The sequence below is a fragment of the Microbacterium endophyticum genome, from assembly GCF_011047135.1.
In the GTDB taxonomy this organism is placed as follows: Bacteria; Actinomycetota; Actinomycetes; order Actinomycetales; family Microbacteriaceae; genus Microbacterium; species Microbacterium endophyticum.
The window spans coordinates 1,761,178-1,777,063 of the sequence record NZ_CP049255.1; the positions used below are offsets into that span (position 1 = coordinate 1,761,178).

A 15,886-nucleotide genomic window follows, 5' to 3' on the forward strand; every position below is an offset into this window, starting at 1 on the left:
TAAGGAGAGAGCATGACGGAAATTGACATTAAGAAGGGGCTTGCGGGCGTCACGGTCGACTACACCGCCATCTCCAAGGTCAACCCCGAAACCAACTCGCTGATGTACCGCGGGTACCCCGTGCAAGAGCTCGCGGCCACGCAGTCGTTCGAAGCTGTCGCGTACCTGCTGTGGCACGGAGAGCTGCCGGATGCCGCTCAGCTCGCTGAGTTCGAAGCCACCGAACGCGCCAACCGTGCGCTCGATCCGAACATCAAGCAGACGATCGATCTGTTGCCGCTGGAAGCGCACCCGATGGATGTCGTTCGGACTGCCGTCTCGGTTGTCACAGCGTCTGATCCCGCCGCTTTCGACAGTTCACCCGAGGCAGACCTCCGGAAGGCACTGCGGCTGCTCGCGAAGATTCCTGCGATCGTTGCATACGACCAGCGCCGCCGCCGCGGGCAAGAGGCTATCGAGCCGCGCGCTGACCTCGACTACTCGCACAACTTCCTCTACATGACGTTCGGCGAGGTTCCCGAGGCAACTGTCGCCGAGGCGTTCAACGTGTCGATGATTCTGTACGCAGAGCACTCGTTCAACGCGTCGACCTTCACCGCGCGTGTCATCTCGAGCACCATGAGCGATCTCGGCTCAGCGGTGGTCGGTGCGATCGGTGCTCTCAAGGGAACGCTGCACGGTGGTGCCAACGAGGCCGTCATGCACATCTTCGACGAGATCGGTACCGCCGCCAACGTTGTGCCGTGGCTCGATGACGCGATGGCGAACAAGAAGAAGGTCATGGGCTTCGGTCACCGCGTCTACAAGCGCGGCGACTCGCGCGTGCCGACGATGAAAGCCGCGCTCGACACGCTGGTCGAGTATTACGACGCTCCGCAACTTGGTGCGCTCTACGACACGCTCGAGAGCGAGTTCGTCGGCCGAAAGGGTATCTACCCCAACCTCGACTATCCGTCGGGTCCGGCCTACCACCTCATGGGCTTCGATACCCTCACGTTTACGCCGTTGTTCGTTGCTGCCCGCATCGTCGGGTGGACGGCTCACATCATGGAGCAGACGGCATCCAATGCTCTTATTCGCCCGCTCGCGGCCTACAACGGGCCCGACGAACGTCACATCGATGGGTATGTTGCGCCCGCCGAAGTGGCTGCGGCAACCGAGCGTCCCGAAGAGGCCGCAGGCTGAGCGTGAAATCATAGGGTCATGAGCGCATACGAAACGTTGACAGTTGAGACGCAAAACCGAGTTGGCATCATCACGCTCAACCGGCCGCGGGCGCTCAACGCCCTGAATTCGAAGCTTGCGACCGAGCTTGGACAGGCCGCGACCGAGCTCGACAACACCTCGAACATCGGATGCCTCGTGCTCACCGGTTCTGATCGCGCATTTGCTGCGGGGGCCGACATCAAAGAGATGGCCGACAAGTCGGTCTACGACATGACGGCGAACAACCCGTTTGCGGGTCTCGAAGAGTTCGGGCGCGTTCGAAAGCCCATCGTTGCGGCAATCGCTGGCTACGCGCTCGGCGGGGGCTGCGAGCTCGCGATGATGTGTGACGTTTTGCTCGCGGCAGACAACGCCGTGTTCGGTCAGCCCGAGATCAACCTCGGCGTCATTCCGGGGCTCGGTGGCACGCAGCGCCTTTCGCGCGCGGTGGGTCCGGCGCTTGCGGCCGACCTGGTTCTCACCGGACGCAACATGGATGCCGAAGAAGCTCTCCGTGCGGGACTCGTCTCGCGCGTTGTGCCGGCCGCTCAGCTGCGAAGCGAAGCGATGTCGGTGGCGGGAATGATCGCCGCAAAGTCGTTGCCGGTGATCATCGCTGCCAAGGCGGCGCTCCGGGCGGCACAGGAGACCACGCTTGCCGAGGGGCTTCGCTATGAGCAGCGCACGTTTACGTCGTTGTTTGCGCTCGACGATCAAAAAGAGGGCATGGCTGCCTTCCGCGACAAGCGCGCACCTGACTTTCAGAATCGTTGATGGGCTGAGGCCCGAGGAGACGTGGCGCTGAGGAGGCACCGTGAAGATCGTTGTGCTGGTCAAAGAAGTTCCAGACACCTACGGTGACCGTGTTCTGAACATGGAAACGGGTCTTGCCGACCGTGGCGCGAGTGAAACCGTGATCGATGAGATCGGCGAGCGCGCCCTCGAGGTAGCTCTCACTCACGCTGAGTCGACGCCCGGCACCGAGGTCGTCGTGATGTCGATGGCACCGGAAAGTGCCGCCACCTCAGTGCGAAAAGCTCTCGCGATGGGCGCGGCATCCGCTGTGCACATTGCCGATGACACGCTGCGTGGGGCCGATCTCACGCTGAGTGCCGAAGTACTTGCTGCAGCTCTTACGCGCACCGGGTTCGACCTTGTGATCACCGGCAACCAGTCGACAGACGGATCGGGCGGTGTGATGGCGTCGATGCTGTCGGAGCTGCTTGATGTGCCCGGCGTAACGAGCCTCAACAGCGTCGCGATCACCGATGGTGCGGTTTCTGGTGAGCGCGCGATCGACGGCGGCACGATGGACGCGGCGGCCAGCCTTCCCGCGGTGATCTCGATCACTGAGCGGTTGCCCGACGCTCGCTTTCCGAACTTCAAGGGCATCATGGCCGCGAAGAAGAAGCCGGTCGAGGTGCTCACGCTCGCTGACCTCGAGATCAACCCCGAGGACTTCTCGGTGCCGCGGGCGATCATGACTGCGATCAGCGAGAAGCCGCCGCGCTCTTCGGGCACGACGATCACCGACGAGGGAGATGCGGGCGAGAAGCTTGCGGCATACCTCATCGAGAACCGACTGGTGTGAGGAGCGAGATGGCTGAATCAACAGCGGGCACGATTTTGGTGCTGCTCGACGTGACACCCTCGGGTGCGCTCGCGTCTTCGGCGGCGGGTCTTCTCGGCGCCGCAAGCGACGTGGGCACACCTGTCGCTCTGATCGCCGACGCTCGTGGTGCAGAGCTTGCAGCGGATGCCGCAGCCCTCGGCGCGACGCGCGTGCTCGTGGCTGAGGTCGACTTCGCAGCCGTCTCGGTGCCGGTCGTCGACGCTCTGGCATCAGCTGTCGCTCTCGTGCAGCCCGACGCCATCTTGGTGTCGCATTCAATCGTCGGACGCGATGTGGCCGGGCGCTTTGCTGCCCGCTCGCGCTCGGCACTGCTTGTGGATGCCGTCGGCGTATCGCGCGACGACGAGGGTATCGTCGCGCAGCACTCGGTGTACGGCGGTGCCTACAACGTTTCGGCTGCTGCGACGTTGGGCGCACCGGTGATCACGGTGCGGCAGGGCGTGATTGACGCTCGGGGCACGAACCAGCCTGTGGTTATTGAGCAGCTCGAGGTTTCGGCATCCGGTCGAAAGGCGGCGTCTGTCGATGCCGTGCATGAAGCCGTTGTTGTGTCGGCGCGACCTGAGCTTCGCGGAGCCGCCCGAGTGGTTTCGGGTGGGCGTGGGCTGGGCTCTGCAGAAAAGTTCGTGCTGGTCGAAGAGCTCGCCGATGCGCTCGGCGCAGCCGTTGGGGCGTCGCGTGCGGCAGTTGATGCGGGCTACGTCACGCAGTCGGCTCAGGTGGGGCAGACTGGAGTTTCAGTGTCGCCGCAGTTGTATGTCGCCCTCGGCATATCTGGGGCAATTCAGCACAAGGCTGGGATGCAAACCGCTAAGACCATCGTCGCGATCAATAAAGATGCCGAAGCTCCGATCTTTGAGATCGCTGATTTCGGGGTCGTCGGCGATGTGTTCTCGGTGGTGCCACAGCTGATTGCGGCGCTCGAATCGAAGAAGGCGTAACTCCCCGATGGCCAAAGACCTCCGCGCGGTGCGTCGCGGGCTCCCGCGTGAGCCCGGTGGCGAGGCGTGGCCGCCCGCGTCGGTTGAGCAGTCTGAGGCCGTCGTTGACGAGGTTGCTGTTAAGAGTTCTGCCGGAGCGGATGCCTCGGCTGAAGTTCCTGATTCGCTTCCGGGCGCTGCCGCCCCGGCGGTGACCGCCAGCGTGAGTGCTGTGCCGGTGCGTCGCGGTCTGCCGCGTACTCCCGGTGGTGAGCCTTGGCCTGACGTTGTGGTTGACGTAGTCGAGAGTGCTGCGCCTGTGGAGACTGTGGCGCGTGTCGAGACTGCTGCGCCGGAAGCACCTGCTGCGCCGGAAGAGAGCGTTGCGGCATCCGTGCTGACGCCGGTGCGAGATGTCTCGGTACCGCTGCCGTTCACGCCCACAGTTTTCCCCGGCCGGGCGGCTCTCGCGCCGCGTCCAAAGCCGAAGCCAGAGGCGAAACGGTACGGTCCGTTTACTCGACTGCAGTGGATCGGTGCCGTGGTCGTTGGGGGAGGGGCGCTGCTTTTTGCCGCGGCGATGCTCGTGCTCGCGACGCGCTGGCTGGTGTCGCTCGAGCCGCTTCGCGACTTCTTGCAGACGTACCCCGGCGAGTATCCGCTGCCAGAGACGGCGCCCGTGGGGCTGCCGGCCTGGGCTGGATGGCAGCACTTTTTCAACGTGTTCTTTATGGTGCTGATTATTCGCACGGGTCTGCAGGTGCGAAGCGAGAAGCGCCCCGCGGCGTTCTGGTCGCCACGCGGCAACAAGAAGCGCCGCATCAGTTTGACGCTTTGGTATCACCAGGCTCTCGACATCTTGTGGCTGGCCAACGGTGCCATCTTCGTAATTTTGCTGATCGTGACCGGTCAGTGGATGCGCATCGTGCCGACCAGCTGGGATGTCTTCCCGAACGCGATTTCGGCGGGGCTCCAGTACGCCTCGCTCGACTGGCCGACCGAGAACGGCTGGGTGAACTACAACAGTCTGCAGCAGCTCGCGTACTTCACAACGGTGTTCGTTGCGGCGCCTCTCGCGGCGATTACGGGTGTTCGTATGAGCGGCATTTGGCCGAAGAACGCCGCACGGCTTAATCGGTTGTACCCGGTGGAGTGGGCGCGGGCCGTGCACTTTCCGGTGATGCTCTATTTCGTGTTCTTCATCATCGTGCACGTCGCGCTCGTGTTCGCGACGGGTGCGCTGCGGAACCTCAACCACATGTATGCGGCGCAAGACGTCGTGAACTGGACCGGGTTCTGGATCTTCGCGGCATCGATGCTCGTCATCGCAGCGGGGTGGGTCGCGTCGCGGCCGCTCGTCTTGGCGCCGATCGCGCGACTGTTCGGCACGGTCAAGGGGCGGTAGGGCGGTAGGGAGGGCGTGACGGACCGGATCGCGGTCGTGTCGCCTACCGCGCAGTCGTCCTGCCGTCTGCTCAGCGGTCGGCCACCGCACACGCGCTGGTGATCGCAATGTGTATGTACCCGTCGATGGTGGTCTTGTCGCGGATGCTCATCCGTTCCAGCGGGAGAGTGGTGCTGTAGCGGAGGTCTTCCTGCATAGCGCGGTCGGGGAGGTATCCGGCGCGGTCCCACGCGCCCAAGATTGCCGACAACGATGCCGCGTTGTCTCCTGTGCTGAGAGTCAGTGCGGCTGAGAGCTGCGAGCCGTCCTCGCCGCACGACGCGGCGTCGACTTCGACCTGGTCGACGGTGAGGGGTGCACCGTTTTCACCGACCACGGGTGGTGCGGCCGCTTCGAGGGTAGCCCGCAGCATCCGCGTCATCTCGTCATATGCGTCTGACACAGTGATCGAGTCCCGTTCCGCCTCAGTCCCCGGCTGAGGCTCGACCGCGGTGGTGTTGCCAACGGCAGCGATAGCGCGACTCGCGAGGGCGTCGACCTCGGTGCTAGTTGAAGCGACCCCGATCTGTGTCAGGGCAAGTAGGATGCCGCAAACTCCGCCGGTGACGATCCACGCTGTTCGTCTCATCATCGCCGCAGCAACAGTGGCAGCGCACGCGACTATCAGCGCGACGGCGAGTGTTGTCGAGAGAAAGAGGATGTTGCTTGACGATCGGGAAATCTCGCGGATCCATGCCGCCGCGGTGGTCGGCACGCTGTACCCCGTGCCGCTGTTCAGCAGGGCGAAGAGAATCGCCCCACCGCACAGCAACAGGGTCGCGCCGACAACCGCGACACCCGCGAGAACATTCAGCGTCAGTAGGGAGGTCCGGAGCGCGCGATTCATGCGTTCGCTTCGGCGCGTGCCTCAGCGCTGTCGGGCACCCACCGGAGGATGTCACCCGGCTGGCATTCCAAGACACGGCAGATGGCGTCGAGGGTCGAGAAGCGTACCGCCTTCGCGCGACCGTTCTTCAACACCGACACGTTCGCCGGGGTGATGTCGATCGCCGCCGCGAGGTCTGAGACGCTCATCTTCTTCTTGGCAAGTTCGACGTCTAGGTCGATCAGAATCGGCACTAGACCACCTCGGCCATTTCCCGGCGAAGTTGCGTCGCCTGCCGCAGCAATCGCCGCATGACTCCTACGACCAAGGCCAGTCCCACGACGACGATGAGCGCGATCACGCCAACGAGCGCGATGAAAGGGCTGCCCGCCTGGGCCCGCTCGATGAGGATCATGCCGGAGATAATCAGAATCCCCGCGACAACGATGCTCACGATGATCGCATCCACCCATCGGAAAGCCGCGTCATCAAAAATCGCTTCCCGGGCCGCCAGCGACAGGAGGCGCCACACGCACACCAGCACCGCCTGCACACACAACAACAGTGCCCCGACCATGAGCAAGCCCGGCGTCTCGAGAGCTGCGAACTCCGGAGTTAAGAGCGCGAAGGCTGATGCGATCTGAGGCACCACCCACAGCTGACAGGCCACCACCGCGGAGAAAAGTAGACCGATAAGAACCTTGGTTGCCTGAATCATCGCTTCACCGCGTCCGCTCACCTATCGTTTATCGTTCGATAAATATCGATAAACGATAGCATCCGCAAGCGTCCTCGCGATGCGTTGTGCCAGCGCGAGGAGAGAAACGGCAGCGAAGGTGCAGCAGCGCTGCGTCGCAAATTGAAGCGGTGGCCGTTCGCTACGGCAATACCCCGCGCGGCAGCTCAGAGGTTGCGGCGCGCGTCCGGGTCTTCTGCAAGTCGGGCTGCCTCGAGCTCTACGGCCTCTTGCTCGGCTTCAGTGAGTGGAGGGAGGCCCACTTCGTCGGCCGGAATGCCCGCATATGGATCGGCACCGGGAAATTCCTGACTGAACGATCCGGCGACGCCTCCGCCTGGGGGAAACTCATCTCCTGCGGCGCCCAACAGCGTTTCTTCGCCCGGAGCTTGCTTCTCCACGTCGTCACCGAGGTGTTTACGATGCCGCTCAACGCTCATGTTCACTCCTAGTAGTAGCGATAGCTCCACTTTGATTATCGTTCAGCCAGCGCTGCCGCGTAGCCCTGTTTCCACGATTCCTCAGCCCCGAGGTGAAAGAAGTCACGCTCTGCGGGCCGGATGATCGAGCGAGCCCCTGGCAGATCGAGCTCGCCGACGAGGTCAGCGCGCCCACGCACAACAGCGACCGGTAGTCGCGCAGCTTTGCCCTTGACTAGGTCTCCGGTGGCGGCAATTTCGTCTGCGACGCACGGCATCGTCACCGACAGCGGGCGGCCCTCGGCGTCGGTCTTGCCGCGCATGTCCTCGAAGACGTGCACCCCGGCGGCCCCAATGGCGGTGTCGGTCTGTCCTTCACGCCAGGCGCGCCCGAGAGTATCCGAGATAATGACGCCAACGGCGGCGCCGGTGCGCTGGCGAAGGCCCTTAGCGATGGATCGAGCCGAGGCATCCGGATCTACGGGAAGCAACAGCACAGTGCCTTCGGGCGTATTCGACGCATCGACACCGGCGGCCGCACCGATGATGCCGAGGCGGTTCTCTACGATGCGTGTCGTGTGCCCCGCGGGGGTGGTGCGTGTTGCGACGACCCGCACCGTTTCGGCGGTGATCGCATCTTCGCGATCGGATGCCGTCACGAACCTGCCCTCGGCTTTGGAGACGATCTTCGAGGTCACCACGAGAATGTCACCGTCTCGCAGTGTGTCTCCGGCAGCGTCAGCAATGAGGGCTACGAGGTCGTCGCCGTCGTGCACCTCGCCGATACCGTCGAGGGCCCAAACCGTCAGCACGTCAGCGGACGAAACGCACCTCGGTGAGCGTCTCACCGAGGAAGGGCTCCGTGTGGTTCGCGCCGTCGAGAGAGAATCCGTTTCGTACGTAGAAGCGGTGCGCGCGCGGGTTGTCTTCGGCGACCCAGAGGTACGCCTCTTCGCCGTCTTCGATGGCGGCATCGAACAGCTGCTGGCCGATTCCGGTGCCGTGCCACTCATCAAGCAGATAGATGAAGTACAGCTCGCGGTTGCGCGGAGCGTCTTTGTCGCGTGCAGGTCCCGAGCCGACGAAGCCGACGATTTCGCCATTTACGAGCGCGGCGCTCATGCGAAAATCATCACCCTGACTTGCCCAGTGCGTCCACAGTTCGCCGAGGCGGCGGGTGGATATCCGCTCGAGAGCGGCCTTGCTGATGAGGTGGTCGTAGGTTTCGTGCCAGCACGTGGCGTGAACGCGGCCCAGGGCCTCGGCATCCACATCACGCACGGGCCGCACGATGACGTCGGCGGTCAGTTCGGCTTCCATGGCCAGACTCTACGTCAACCCTATGAACGGGTGGAAATCGGCGAGTTCCTGTGCATCATCCTCTTCTCCCCAGGTGGGCACTCGCGGCGGTTATCCACAGCCTTTTCCCCAGGTGGAAGGCACTTTTTGACGTCGAAGCAATGTCGGAGGCCCCCGTCACAATGGAGTCATGACCGAGACAGCTTTCGCAGACACAACCGGCACTCCAGCCGGTGACGTGTGCGTTGCGCTCGGCGAGATCGAGGCTCAGCTCGGGCAGGTGAGCGCCGGAGCCTTCGCCTCACGAGCGCTTTCGACAGCGACGAATGCCGAGGTTGTCGCCGTGCTCCAACGCGCAGCGCAGGTCGCGCGTCACGCCGAGGCACTCATGGTCGAGGCGACGGCGCAGGTTGAAGAGCGCTCAAGCTCAGCTGCTGTGAGTGAGCGCATGACGACAGATCTCGGATGCCGTTCGGTCGCTGAGCTCGTGCAGCGCTCGACCCGGGTGTCGTCGCGGGCGGCGACCGCCTTCGTGCAGGGTGCTCGGGCCGTTGTCGAACCGGTGGCCGTCGTCTCGGGTGAGGTGTTGCCCGCGGAGTTTCCCGCGATGCGTTCGGCGCTCGCGGCCGGAGATTTGGGAATCGACGGACTTGTCGCGGTCACCGGGCCTCTCGCTCGGGTGGTGTCGACAGCGGGGCGAGCTGCCCACCTGGCCGCCGATGAAGAGCTCGCAGCATCCGCTCGCGGTGACGGTGTCGATGGGGCACCGCATGCGTGCGCAGATGACCTTCGAGGTCAGGCGACGGTGTGGGCGATGTATCTCGACCAAGATGGCGCTGAACCGCGCGAAGTCGTGGCGATGAGAAAGCGCGGTGTGACTCTCGGGGTCGCGCGCGACGGCGTCGTTCCGCTGCGCGGCAATTTGCTCGCCGAGGTTGCCGGTCAGCTGCAGCAGATTTTCGACAGCGTGCTGAACCCCAAGGTCGCCGATAGCGCTGTTGCGGATAGCGCTGTCGCCGATAGCGAGGCAGCATCGGGGCCCTTCTTCGCGCCCACCGCCGACGAAGTACCCGACTTTCCCGATGGGGCCGATGCTGATCGCCGCACAGCTGTCTAAAAGCGGCACGATGCCCTCGCGACAGCGCTTACGGTGGCGGCCGCCTCGGGAGAGCTTCCGACGCTCGGGGGTGCTGCGCCCACGCTTGTCGTCTCGGTGCGAGCCGAAGACATCGCCTCCGGCCACGGGCAGGCGCACGTCGAGGGCATCGCTGAGCCCGTCACGCTCGACGTCGCGCGCCACATCGCGTGCACGGGTGCTGTGCAGCGCATCGTGACCGATGCGCGCGGTCGCATTCGGCAGATCGAGACGAGCGACAGAGTTTTTGCGCACCATCAGCGTCGAGCGATTGCGCTCCGCGACGGCGGATGCATTATCCCCGGCTGCCGCGTGCGCTCATCGTGGTGTGAAATCCACCACGTCACCGAGCATGCGCGGGGTGGAGCGACCCACACCGACAACGGGGTGCTGCTCTGTTGGTTCCATCACCGCACGATCGACAGCGTCGGATGGAAGATACGCATGAACGGAGGCGTTCCCGAGGTGCGAGGTCCGTACTGGTGGGATGCCACGGGCCGCTGGCGAGCGCCAACCACCTCTCCACCGCAACTTCGAGATCGGCTACAGCGCCGGGTGCAGTGATGACAGCGTGCAATCGCGGAGGTCTGCCCGGAGCTACCTCTGCACTAGCGTCGATGACGATGACGCGATTCGGCCCACTGTCTACTTCGCCCGAGGGGCTCATCCTGGGCGACCCCGGCAGAAAACACCTTCTTCTCACTCCGCCCGGTGTCAGCTATCGCGCTCACGCGGCGCCGTCGCAGTTCTTTGCATGGAATGACATCGAAGGCATCGTTATCGAGCTGCCGACCTCTCGATTTCGCTTTCCCGCACTCGTAGTCGGCGTCATCTCATGGTCGATCGCCTTCTCGAGCGGCGAGAGCGTCAACATGAACCCCAACGACGGAGCTGTGACGATCTTTTCGCGCGGACACGAAGCACTACTCGATGTGGGCCGACACCACGTCGGCGGGTATTGGCGCACCAGCATCGTGGCCGCACAGCGACTGTGCGACCGCTTCATCGCTGAATCGCCGAGCAGGGAACTTCTCAACCATCCCGAAGAGCTGCTTCGAGCGGTGATCGCTTCGGCGCGGCGCTGAGCACAACCCAGCACTCGCAAAGATCCATTCCATCCGCGACGGGGCGACAGCAAAAATGGCTTTCTTCTCGCGCGCGCCCGGAATACGGATGAAATCGCGCTCTTTCCATCACTCGTGACCGCTGAGTAAGATGCATCCGAGAACCTGAACGGCAAAGAAATCACGCGATTGATCGTCGTGCACGGCTATGGCGCGAGCCCCGAGGCGCACTGGTTTCCGTGGCTCGCACGCGTTCTCCGGGCAGCCGACATCGATGTCGTGGTCGTGCGGCTGCCGCAGCCCCTGGCGCCAGAGTCTTCACGCTGGAATGCCGAGGTGCGAGACGCCCTCGGCGCTCCGACGGAAACAACCTGGATTGTCGCTCACTCGCTGGGCGCGATCACAACGCTCCGAGTGCTTGCGGATCTTCCGACGCACTGGACCCTCGGCGGGCTGGTTTTGGTATCCGGCTTCACTGGACGTCTCGCGGCGCTTCCTGATCTCGATTCCTACTTAAAAGACGACGTGGCCGTGGAAGATATCGCTACTCGAATCGGGGAGCGTGTGATGATCCGCTCCGATTCGGACGATTACGTTCCGATCGAAGCATCTGATGAACTCGCCGCGAGGCTCGGAGCTGAGACTGTGATCGTGCCTGATGCCGTGCATTTTCTCGATGAAAACGGTGTGACCGAATTTCCACAGCTCGCAAGACTTCTCCTTTCTCCTGCGAACCGCTGAGCAAAACCCGCGCCCGCGATCTGGAGCATTTCCACAATGGAATGCTGAAACCGTGCATCCCTAGCTACGATCCTTCCTCGTGAATGTGATTTGGCGCACCCTGTTGGTCATCCTCCGTGCCCGAGCGAAACGTAAGCGCGAGGGCACACTCGTCGCCACCGCAGTCGGACGAATCCGGCTGCGCACGTTGCCGACAGACATCGACGTGCTGCGCCATATGAACAACGGCCGTTACCTGTCGCTGTTCGACCTCGGCCGCTGGGACCTCATGGTGCGCACCGGCCTGTTCGATGAGATGCGCGAGCGTGGCTGGTACGCCGTTGTCGCAAGCGAAACCATCACTTTCCGAAAGTCCCTCGAGCTCTGGCAGCGGTTTGATCTCGAAAGCCGCTTCATCGGCCACGACGACAAGAGCATGTACCTCGAACATCGTGCTGTGATCGATGGCGAAATCTACGCCCGCGCCATCATTCGCGCACGGATGCTCCGTCGCACCGGCGGCACAGTGCCGCACAACGAATTCTTCGCCGCCGGCGGCATGCCGGAGGGTGTTCCCGACGTCGCGCCGTGGATGCACGACTGGGCTGCGGCATCCGCTCTGCCACCCACGAAAGCGCCCGCTCCCAGCGACTGGAGCTAATGCGCAGCATTGCACCGGCCCGGTCTTCCGCCCGCGCTGCCGCACGCCCCTTAGGCTGAGCGCATGCCCAACGATCACGCCGATTTCGCCGCGAACGAAGAGCTTGCCGAACGAGCCATCGCCCTAGCTGAACGCTGGGTGCGCGCATCCTCGGGAATCGAGACCGACGCCTCGGCTCAACGGCTTGCCGACGTGCTGCGCGACCCGCAGGGCCTGCCCTTCACCGTGGGGTTCGTTGACGGCGTCATGCGCCCAGAGAGTTTGACGGCAGCAGCGACCCAGCTTCGTCGCATCGCACCCCTCGTGCCTGACTTTCTGCCGTGGCACCTGCGTGGAGCTGTGCACGTGGGCGGTGCGATGGCACCCATCATGCCGAGCCCGGTCGTACCGATCGCCCGCCGAGTGCTCCGCGAAATGGTCGGACACCTCATCGTCGACGCGCGCCCCGAAAAGCTGGGACCCGCACTCACGACGCTCCGCGGCCGCGGTCACCGACTGAACGTCAACCTGCTGGGCGAAGCTGTGCTCGGCGAAAACGAAGCAAAACGGCGACTCGACGGCATCCATGCTCTCATTCGTCGACCCGACGTCGACTACGTCTCGGTCAAGGTCTCGGCCATCGCGAGCCACATCTCGATGTGGGCGTTCGACGACATCGTCGACAGCGTCGTCGAGCGCCTTTTGCCGCTCTATGTGAGCGCACTCCCCAAGGGCGGCCCCGCGTCGATGCCGACCTTCATCAACCTCGACATGGAGGAGTACCGCGATCTCGACCTGACAATCGCCGTGTTCACTCGCCTGCTCGAAGACGAACGCTTCACTAACCTCGAAGCCGGCATCGTGCTGCAGGCCTACCTGCCCGATGCGCTCCCGGCCCTCCAACAGCTCACCGCGTGGGCACGCTCACGTGTCGACGCGGGTGGCGCCCCTATCAAGGTGCGCCTCGTCAAGGGCGCGAACCTTGCGATGGAACGAGTGGATGCCGTCATGCACGGGTGGGAGCCCGCCACCTACTCCGCGAAGGTCGATTCCGACGCCAACTACCTGCGCTGCCTCGAATGGGCGCTTCGGCCCAAGCACACCCGCGCCGTGCTCCTGGGCGTTGCGGGCCACAACCTGTTCGACATCGCTTATGCATGGCTACTTGCGGGCGAACAAGGCGTTCGCGACGCGGTCGACTTCGAAATGTTGCTCGGCATGGCACAGGCCCAGATGGAAACCGTCTCGGCAGACGTCGGCCAGGTACTTCTCTATGTACCGGTCGTCGCCCCCGACGAATTCGACGTGGCCATCAGCTACCTTGTGCGCCGCCTCGAGGAGAGCGCATCGAGCGAGAACTTCCTCTCGGCCGCCTTCGACATCGATACCAACCCCGAGCTCCTCACCCGCGAGCGCGACCGCTTTCTCGCGTCGGTCGAGCGCGCAGCAGACCCCGCTCTTCTCGTAGGCGCTCGACGAACCGCCAATAGACGCGCCTCGACCGCTACCGAAGCCGCGTCCGATGAAGAGCCGCGGCTCCTTCGAGACCCGGTAGACCCCGCAACTCAAGAGACCGGCGGCCTCACTCAGGCGGTGCTCGGTATTGCCCGCGGTGCCGAAGACGGTGCAACGGACGCGTTCGACCCGGCAGCACACGCGATGCTGTTCGGCGGCGAAGAGTTCGTCGAAACCGCAGTGTTCTCAATGCGTGAGAGCGGCACACGTGCGGTGGGAGCACCCGGCTTTGCGAACAGCGCCGACTCCGACCCGGCGCTGTCGTCGACCCGCGACTGGGCGCGCGAAATCTTCGACGGCATGAAAACATCGACGCTCGGCGACGACACGATTGCTGCGGCATATGTGGGCGAGGCCTCCGACCTTGAAGCCGTGATTTCTGGAGTAAAGGATGCCGCCGGCACCTGGGGTGCGATGCCCGCCGCCGATCGCGCCGCCGTGCTGCTGCGCGCCGCTGACAAGCTCGAAGAACGTCGCGCTCAGCTCATCGAGGTCGCGGCATCCGAGACCGGCAAGGTGCTCGCCGAAGGCGATGTCGAAGTGAGCGAAGCAATCGACTTCGCCCGCTACTACGCCGCCACAGCGCGCGAACTTGATCGCGTGAGCGGGGCCGTCTTCGTGCCGTCGCGCGTCATCGTCGTCACGCCACCCTGGAACTTTCCGCTCGCTATCCCCGCCGGGGGAGTGCTCGCAGCTCTTGCGGCAGGTTCGGGAGTCGTCTTCAAGCCGGCACCTCAAGCGCGCCGCTGCGCGGCTGTCATCGCCGAAGCGTTGTGGGATGCGGGCGTACCCCGCGACCTGCTGGCGCTCGTCGACCTCGACGAAGACGGGCTCGGCCAGCAGCTCGTCTCACACCCGGCCGTCGATCGCGTCATCCTCACCGGTGGCTCTGAGACCGCGGAACTCTTCCGCTCGTGGCGCCACGATCTGCCATTGCTCGCCGAGACCAGCGGCAAGAACTCCATGATCGTCATGCCTTCGGCAGACCTTGACCTCGCGGCATCCGACGTCGTCAAAAGCGCGTTCGGACACGCCGGCCAGAAATGCTCGGCGGCATCCCTCGTCATTCTCGTCGGCTCCGTTGGTCGGTCGAAGCGGTTTGCCCGCCAGCTCGTCGACGCAACGAAGTCACTGCACATCGGGCCGCCGTGGGAACCACGCGTCGAAGTCGGGCCTGTCATCGAGGCGCCGCGTGGCAAGCTCGCCTGGGCGCTGTCAGAACTCGACGAAGGCGAGCGGTGGCTGATCAAGCCGACCACTCGTGACGACGTTCCCGAGTACGCCGGGCGCCTGTGGAACCCCGGCATCCGTGTCGGGGTGCAGCCGCGATCGCGATTCCACCGCGAAGAGTTCTTCGGCCCCGTGCTCGGGGTTATGCACGCCTCGACCCTCGCTGAAGCCATCGAACTGCAAAACGCTGTGGCCTACGGACTCACCGCCGGTCTTTACACTCAGAACCCCGACGAGCTCGAGCAGTGGCTCGCGCGCGTGCAGGCCGGAAACCTCTACGTCAACCGCGGGATCACCGGCGCTATCGTGCAACGACAGCCCTTCGGCGGATGGAAGCGCTCATCGGTCGGCGCCGGCACGAAAGCCGGTGGCCCCAACTACCTCATCGGCCTCGGCTCGTGGCGCGCAACAAACTCCGGTGCACTCTCGACAACGCTCCACCTTCGCGGCCTCGACTCGCGCATCACCGACCTGATCGAAGCGGCCCAGCCCGCGCTCGGCTATGAGGAGTTCGAGTGGCTCCGCCGCGGCGCACTCTCCGATGCTGTCGCGTGGAACCGCGAGTTCGGTCAGGTCAAAGACGTGTCACGCCTCGAGGTCGAGCGAAACCTCTTCCGCTATCGCCCCGTGCAGGTCGCGCTCCGCGCCATCGAAGGCGCGAGCTTGCAAGAGGTGCTGCGCGTCGTGCTCGCCGGCCTCCGCGCAGGCTCAGCGTTCTCGCTGAGTGCATCGGCGGGCCTTCCGCCACGGGTGCGCCGCGTGCTCGACGACAATGGCATTTCAGTCTTCGTAGAAACCGAAGCCGAGTGGCTCGAGCGCATCGCAGGGTCCGCCCCCGAGCGCGTGCGCATCATCGGAGAAACGGATGCCGCAGCCTTGGCACGCCGAACACTCGCCGAGACTCTCTCGGGCAACATCGACGTCGCGATATACGCCAACGAAGTCACAACCGCCGGTCGCATCGAGCTACTGCCGTTCCTTCACGAACAGGCGATTGCGATCACTGCCCACCGGTTCGGAACACCCGATAACACCTTCAGTAGCGTGATCTAAGGGCTTTCCTCTCGCAGGCTAGATTCGCGGGGCTTGCCTGATCCTC

Annotated in this window: 17 protein-coding genes; 11 read left to right on the forward strand and 6 right to left on the reverse strand. The window is 64.1% G+C overall.

Annotation, left to right across the window (positions count from 1 at the left end):
- The first annotated feature begins 12 nt into the window (after positions 1–12).
- Genes G6N83_RS08215 through G6N83_RS08235 form a run of 5 tightly spaced genes read left to right on the forward strand, consistent with a single transcriptional unit; the run spans position 13 to position 5,164 of the window.
- Complete coding sequence (locus G6N83_RS08215) at positions 13–1,185, forward strand: bifunctional 2-methylcitrate synthase/citrate synthase (protein WP_165141064.1); 1,173 nt, start codon at positions 13–15, stop codon at positions 1,183–1,185.
- Between the two features lie 18 nt (positions 1,186–1,203).
- Positions 1,204–1,980, forward strand: coding sequence for an enoyl-CoA hydratase-related protein (locus tag G6N83_RS08220; protein WP_165141066.1), 777 nt, complete (start codon positions 1,204–1,206; stop codon positions 1,978–1,980).
- A 40-nt stretch (positions 1,981–2,020) separates the two neighbouring features.
- On the forward strand, positions 2,021–2,797 hold the full coding sequence (locus G6N83_RS08225; RefSeq protein WP_165141068.1) for an electron transfer flavoprotein subunit beta/FixA family protein: 777 nt from the start codon (positions 2,021–2,023) through the stop codon (positions 2,795–2,797).
- Positions 2,798–2,805: 8 nt separating this feature from the next.
- Positions 2,806–3,780 (forward strand): electron transfer flavoprotein subunit alpha/FixB family protein, encoded by a 975-nt coding sequence (locus tag G6N83_RS08230; protein WP_165141070.1) that lies wholly within the window; start codon positions 2,806–2,808, stop codon positions 3,778–3,780.
- A 7-nt stretch (positions 3,781–3,787) separates the two neighbouring features.
- Positions 3,788–5,164: a cytochrome b/b6 domain-containing protein gene (locus tag G6N83_RS08235; protein WP_165141072.1), complete on the forward strand. Its 1,377-nt coding sequence runs from the start codon at positions 3,788–3,790 to the stop codon at positions 5,162–5,164.
- Positions 5,165–5,234: 70 nt separating this feature from the next.
- On the opposite strand, the gene G6N83_RS08240 is transcribed toward G6N83_RS08235, so the two are convergent.
- The 6 genes from G6N83_RS08240 to G6N83_RS08265 all read right to left on the reverse strand — a co-directional run bounded on the left by G6N83_RS08240 (position 5,235) and on the right by G6N83_RS08265 (position 8,504).
- Positions 5,235–6,050, reverse strand: coding sequence for a hypothetical protein (locus tag G6N83_RS08240; RefSeq protein ID WP_165141074.1), 816 nt, complete (start codon positions 6,048–6,050; stop codon positions 5,235–5,237).
- The gene (locus G6N83_RS08245) at positions 6,047–6,283 is read right to left on the reverse strand and encodes a helix-turn-helix domain-containing protein (protein WP_165141076.1); all 237 of its coding nucleotides are present in this window, start codon (positions 6,281–6,283) and stop codon (positions 6,047–6,049) included. The genes G6N83_RS08240 and G6N83_RS08245 overlap by 4 nt, the downstream gene beginning before the upstream one ends.
- Positions 6,283–6,768 (reverse strand): DUF2975 domain-containing protein, encoded by a 486-nt coding sequence (locus G6N83_RS08250; protein WP_165141078.1) that lies wholly within the window; start codon positions 6,766–6,768, stop codon positions 6,283–6,285. The genes G6N83_RS08245 and G6N83_RS08250 overlap by 1 nt, the downstream gene beginning before the upstream one ends.
- 164 nt (positions 6,769–6,932) lie before the next feature.
- The gene (locus G6N83_RS08255) at positions 6,933–7,205 is read right to left on the reverse strand and encodes a hypothetical protein (RefSeq protein ID WP_165141080.1); all 273 of its coding nucleotides are present in this window, start codon (positions 7,203–7,205) and stop codon (positions 6,933–6,935) included.
- A gap of 35 nt (positions 7,206–7,240) precedes the next feature.
- Positions 7,241–7,996, reverse strand: a complete 756-nt coding sequence (gene cofE / locus G6N83_RS08260) for a coenzyme F420-0:L-glutamate ligase (RefSeq protein WP_165141082.1) — start codon at positions 7,994–7,996, stop codon at positions 7,241–7,243.
- Position 7,997: 1 nt separating this feature from the next.
- Positions 7,998–8,504 (reverse strand): GNAT family N-acetyltransferase, encoded by a 507-nt coding sequence (locus G6N83_RS08265; protein WP_165141084.1) that lies wholly within the window; start codon positions 8,502–8,504, stop codon positions 7,998–8,000.
- 169 nt (positions 8,505–8,673) lie between these two features.
- On the opposite strand from G6N83_RS08265, the gene G6N83_RS13985 reads away from it, so the two are divergent.
- The 6 genes from G6N83_RS13985 (at position 8,674) to G6N83_RS08295 (ending at position 15,840) form a co-directional block, all read left to right on the forward strand.
- Entirely contained in the window at positions 8,674–9,600 is a 927-nt protein-coding gene (locus G6N83_RS13985; protein ID WP_165141086.1) for a 13E12 repeat family protein, read from the forward strand.
- Positions 9,601–9,633: 33 nt separating this feature from the next.
- Positions 9,634–10,182 carry an HNH endonuclease signature motif containing protein gene (locus G6N83_RS13990; protein WP_165141088.1) on the forward strand — a complete coding sequence of 183 codons (549 nt, stop codon included), beginning with the start codon at positions 9,634–9,636 and terminating at the stop codon, positions 10,180–10,182.
- Positions 10,183–10,235: 53 nt separating this feature from the next.
- Positions 10,236–10,703 (forward strand): hypothetical protein, encoded by a 468-nt coding sequence (locus G6N83_RS08280; protein ID WP_165141090.1) that lies wholly within the window; start codon positions 10,236–10,238, stop codon positions 10,701–10,703.
- 177 nt (positions 10,704–10,880) lie between these two features.
- Positions 10,881–11,423, forward strand: a complete 543-nt coding sequence (locus G6N83_RS08285; protein ID WP_241246331.1) for an RBBP9/YdeN family alpha/beta hydrolase — start codon at positions 10,881–10,883, stop codon at positions 11,421–11,423.
- 79 nt (positions 11,424–11,502) lie between these two features.
- Positions 11,503–12,063 (forward strand): acyl-CoA thioesterase, encoded by a 561-nt coding sequence (locus G6N83_RS08290; protein ID WP_165141094.1) that lies wholly within the window; start codon positions 11,503–11,505, stop codon positions 12,061–12,063.
- Between the two features lie 63 nt (positions 12,064–12,126).
- On the forward strand, positions 12,127–15,840 hold the full coding sequence (locus tag G6N83_RS08295; protein ID WP_165141096.1) for a proline dehydrogenase family protein: 3,714 nt from the start codon (positions 12,127–12,129) through the stop codon (positions 15,838–15,840).
- Positions 15,841–15,886: the final 46 nt, after the last annotated feature.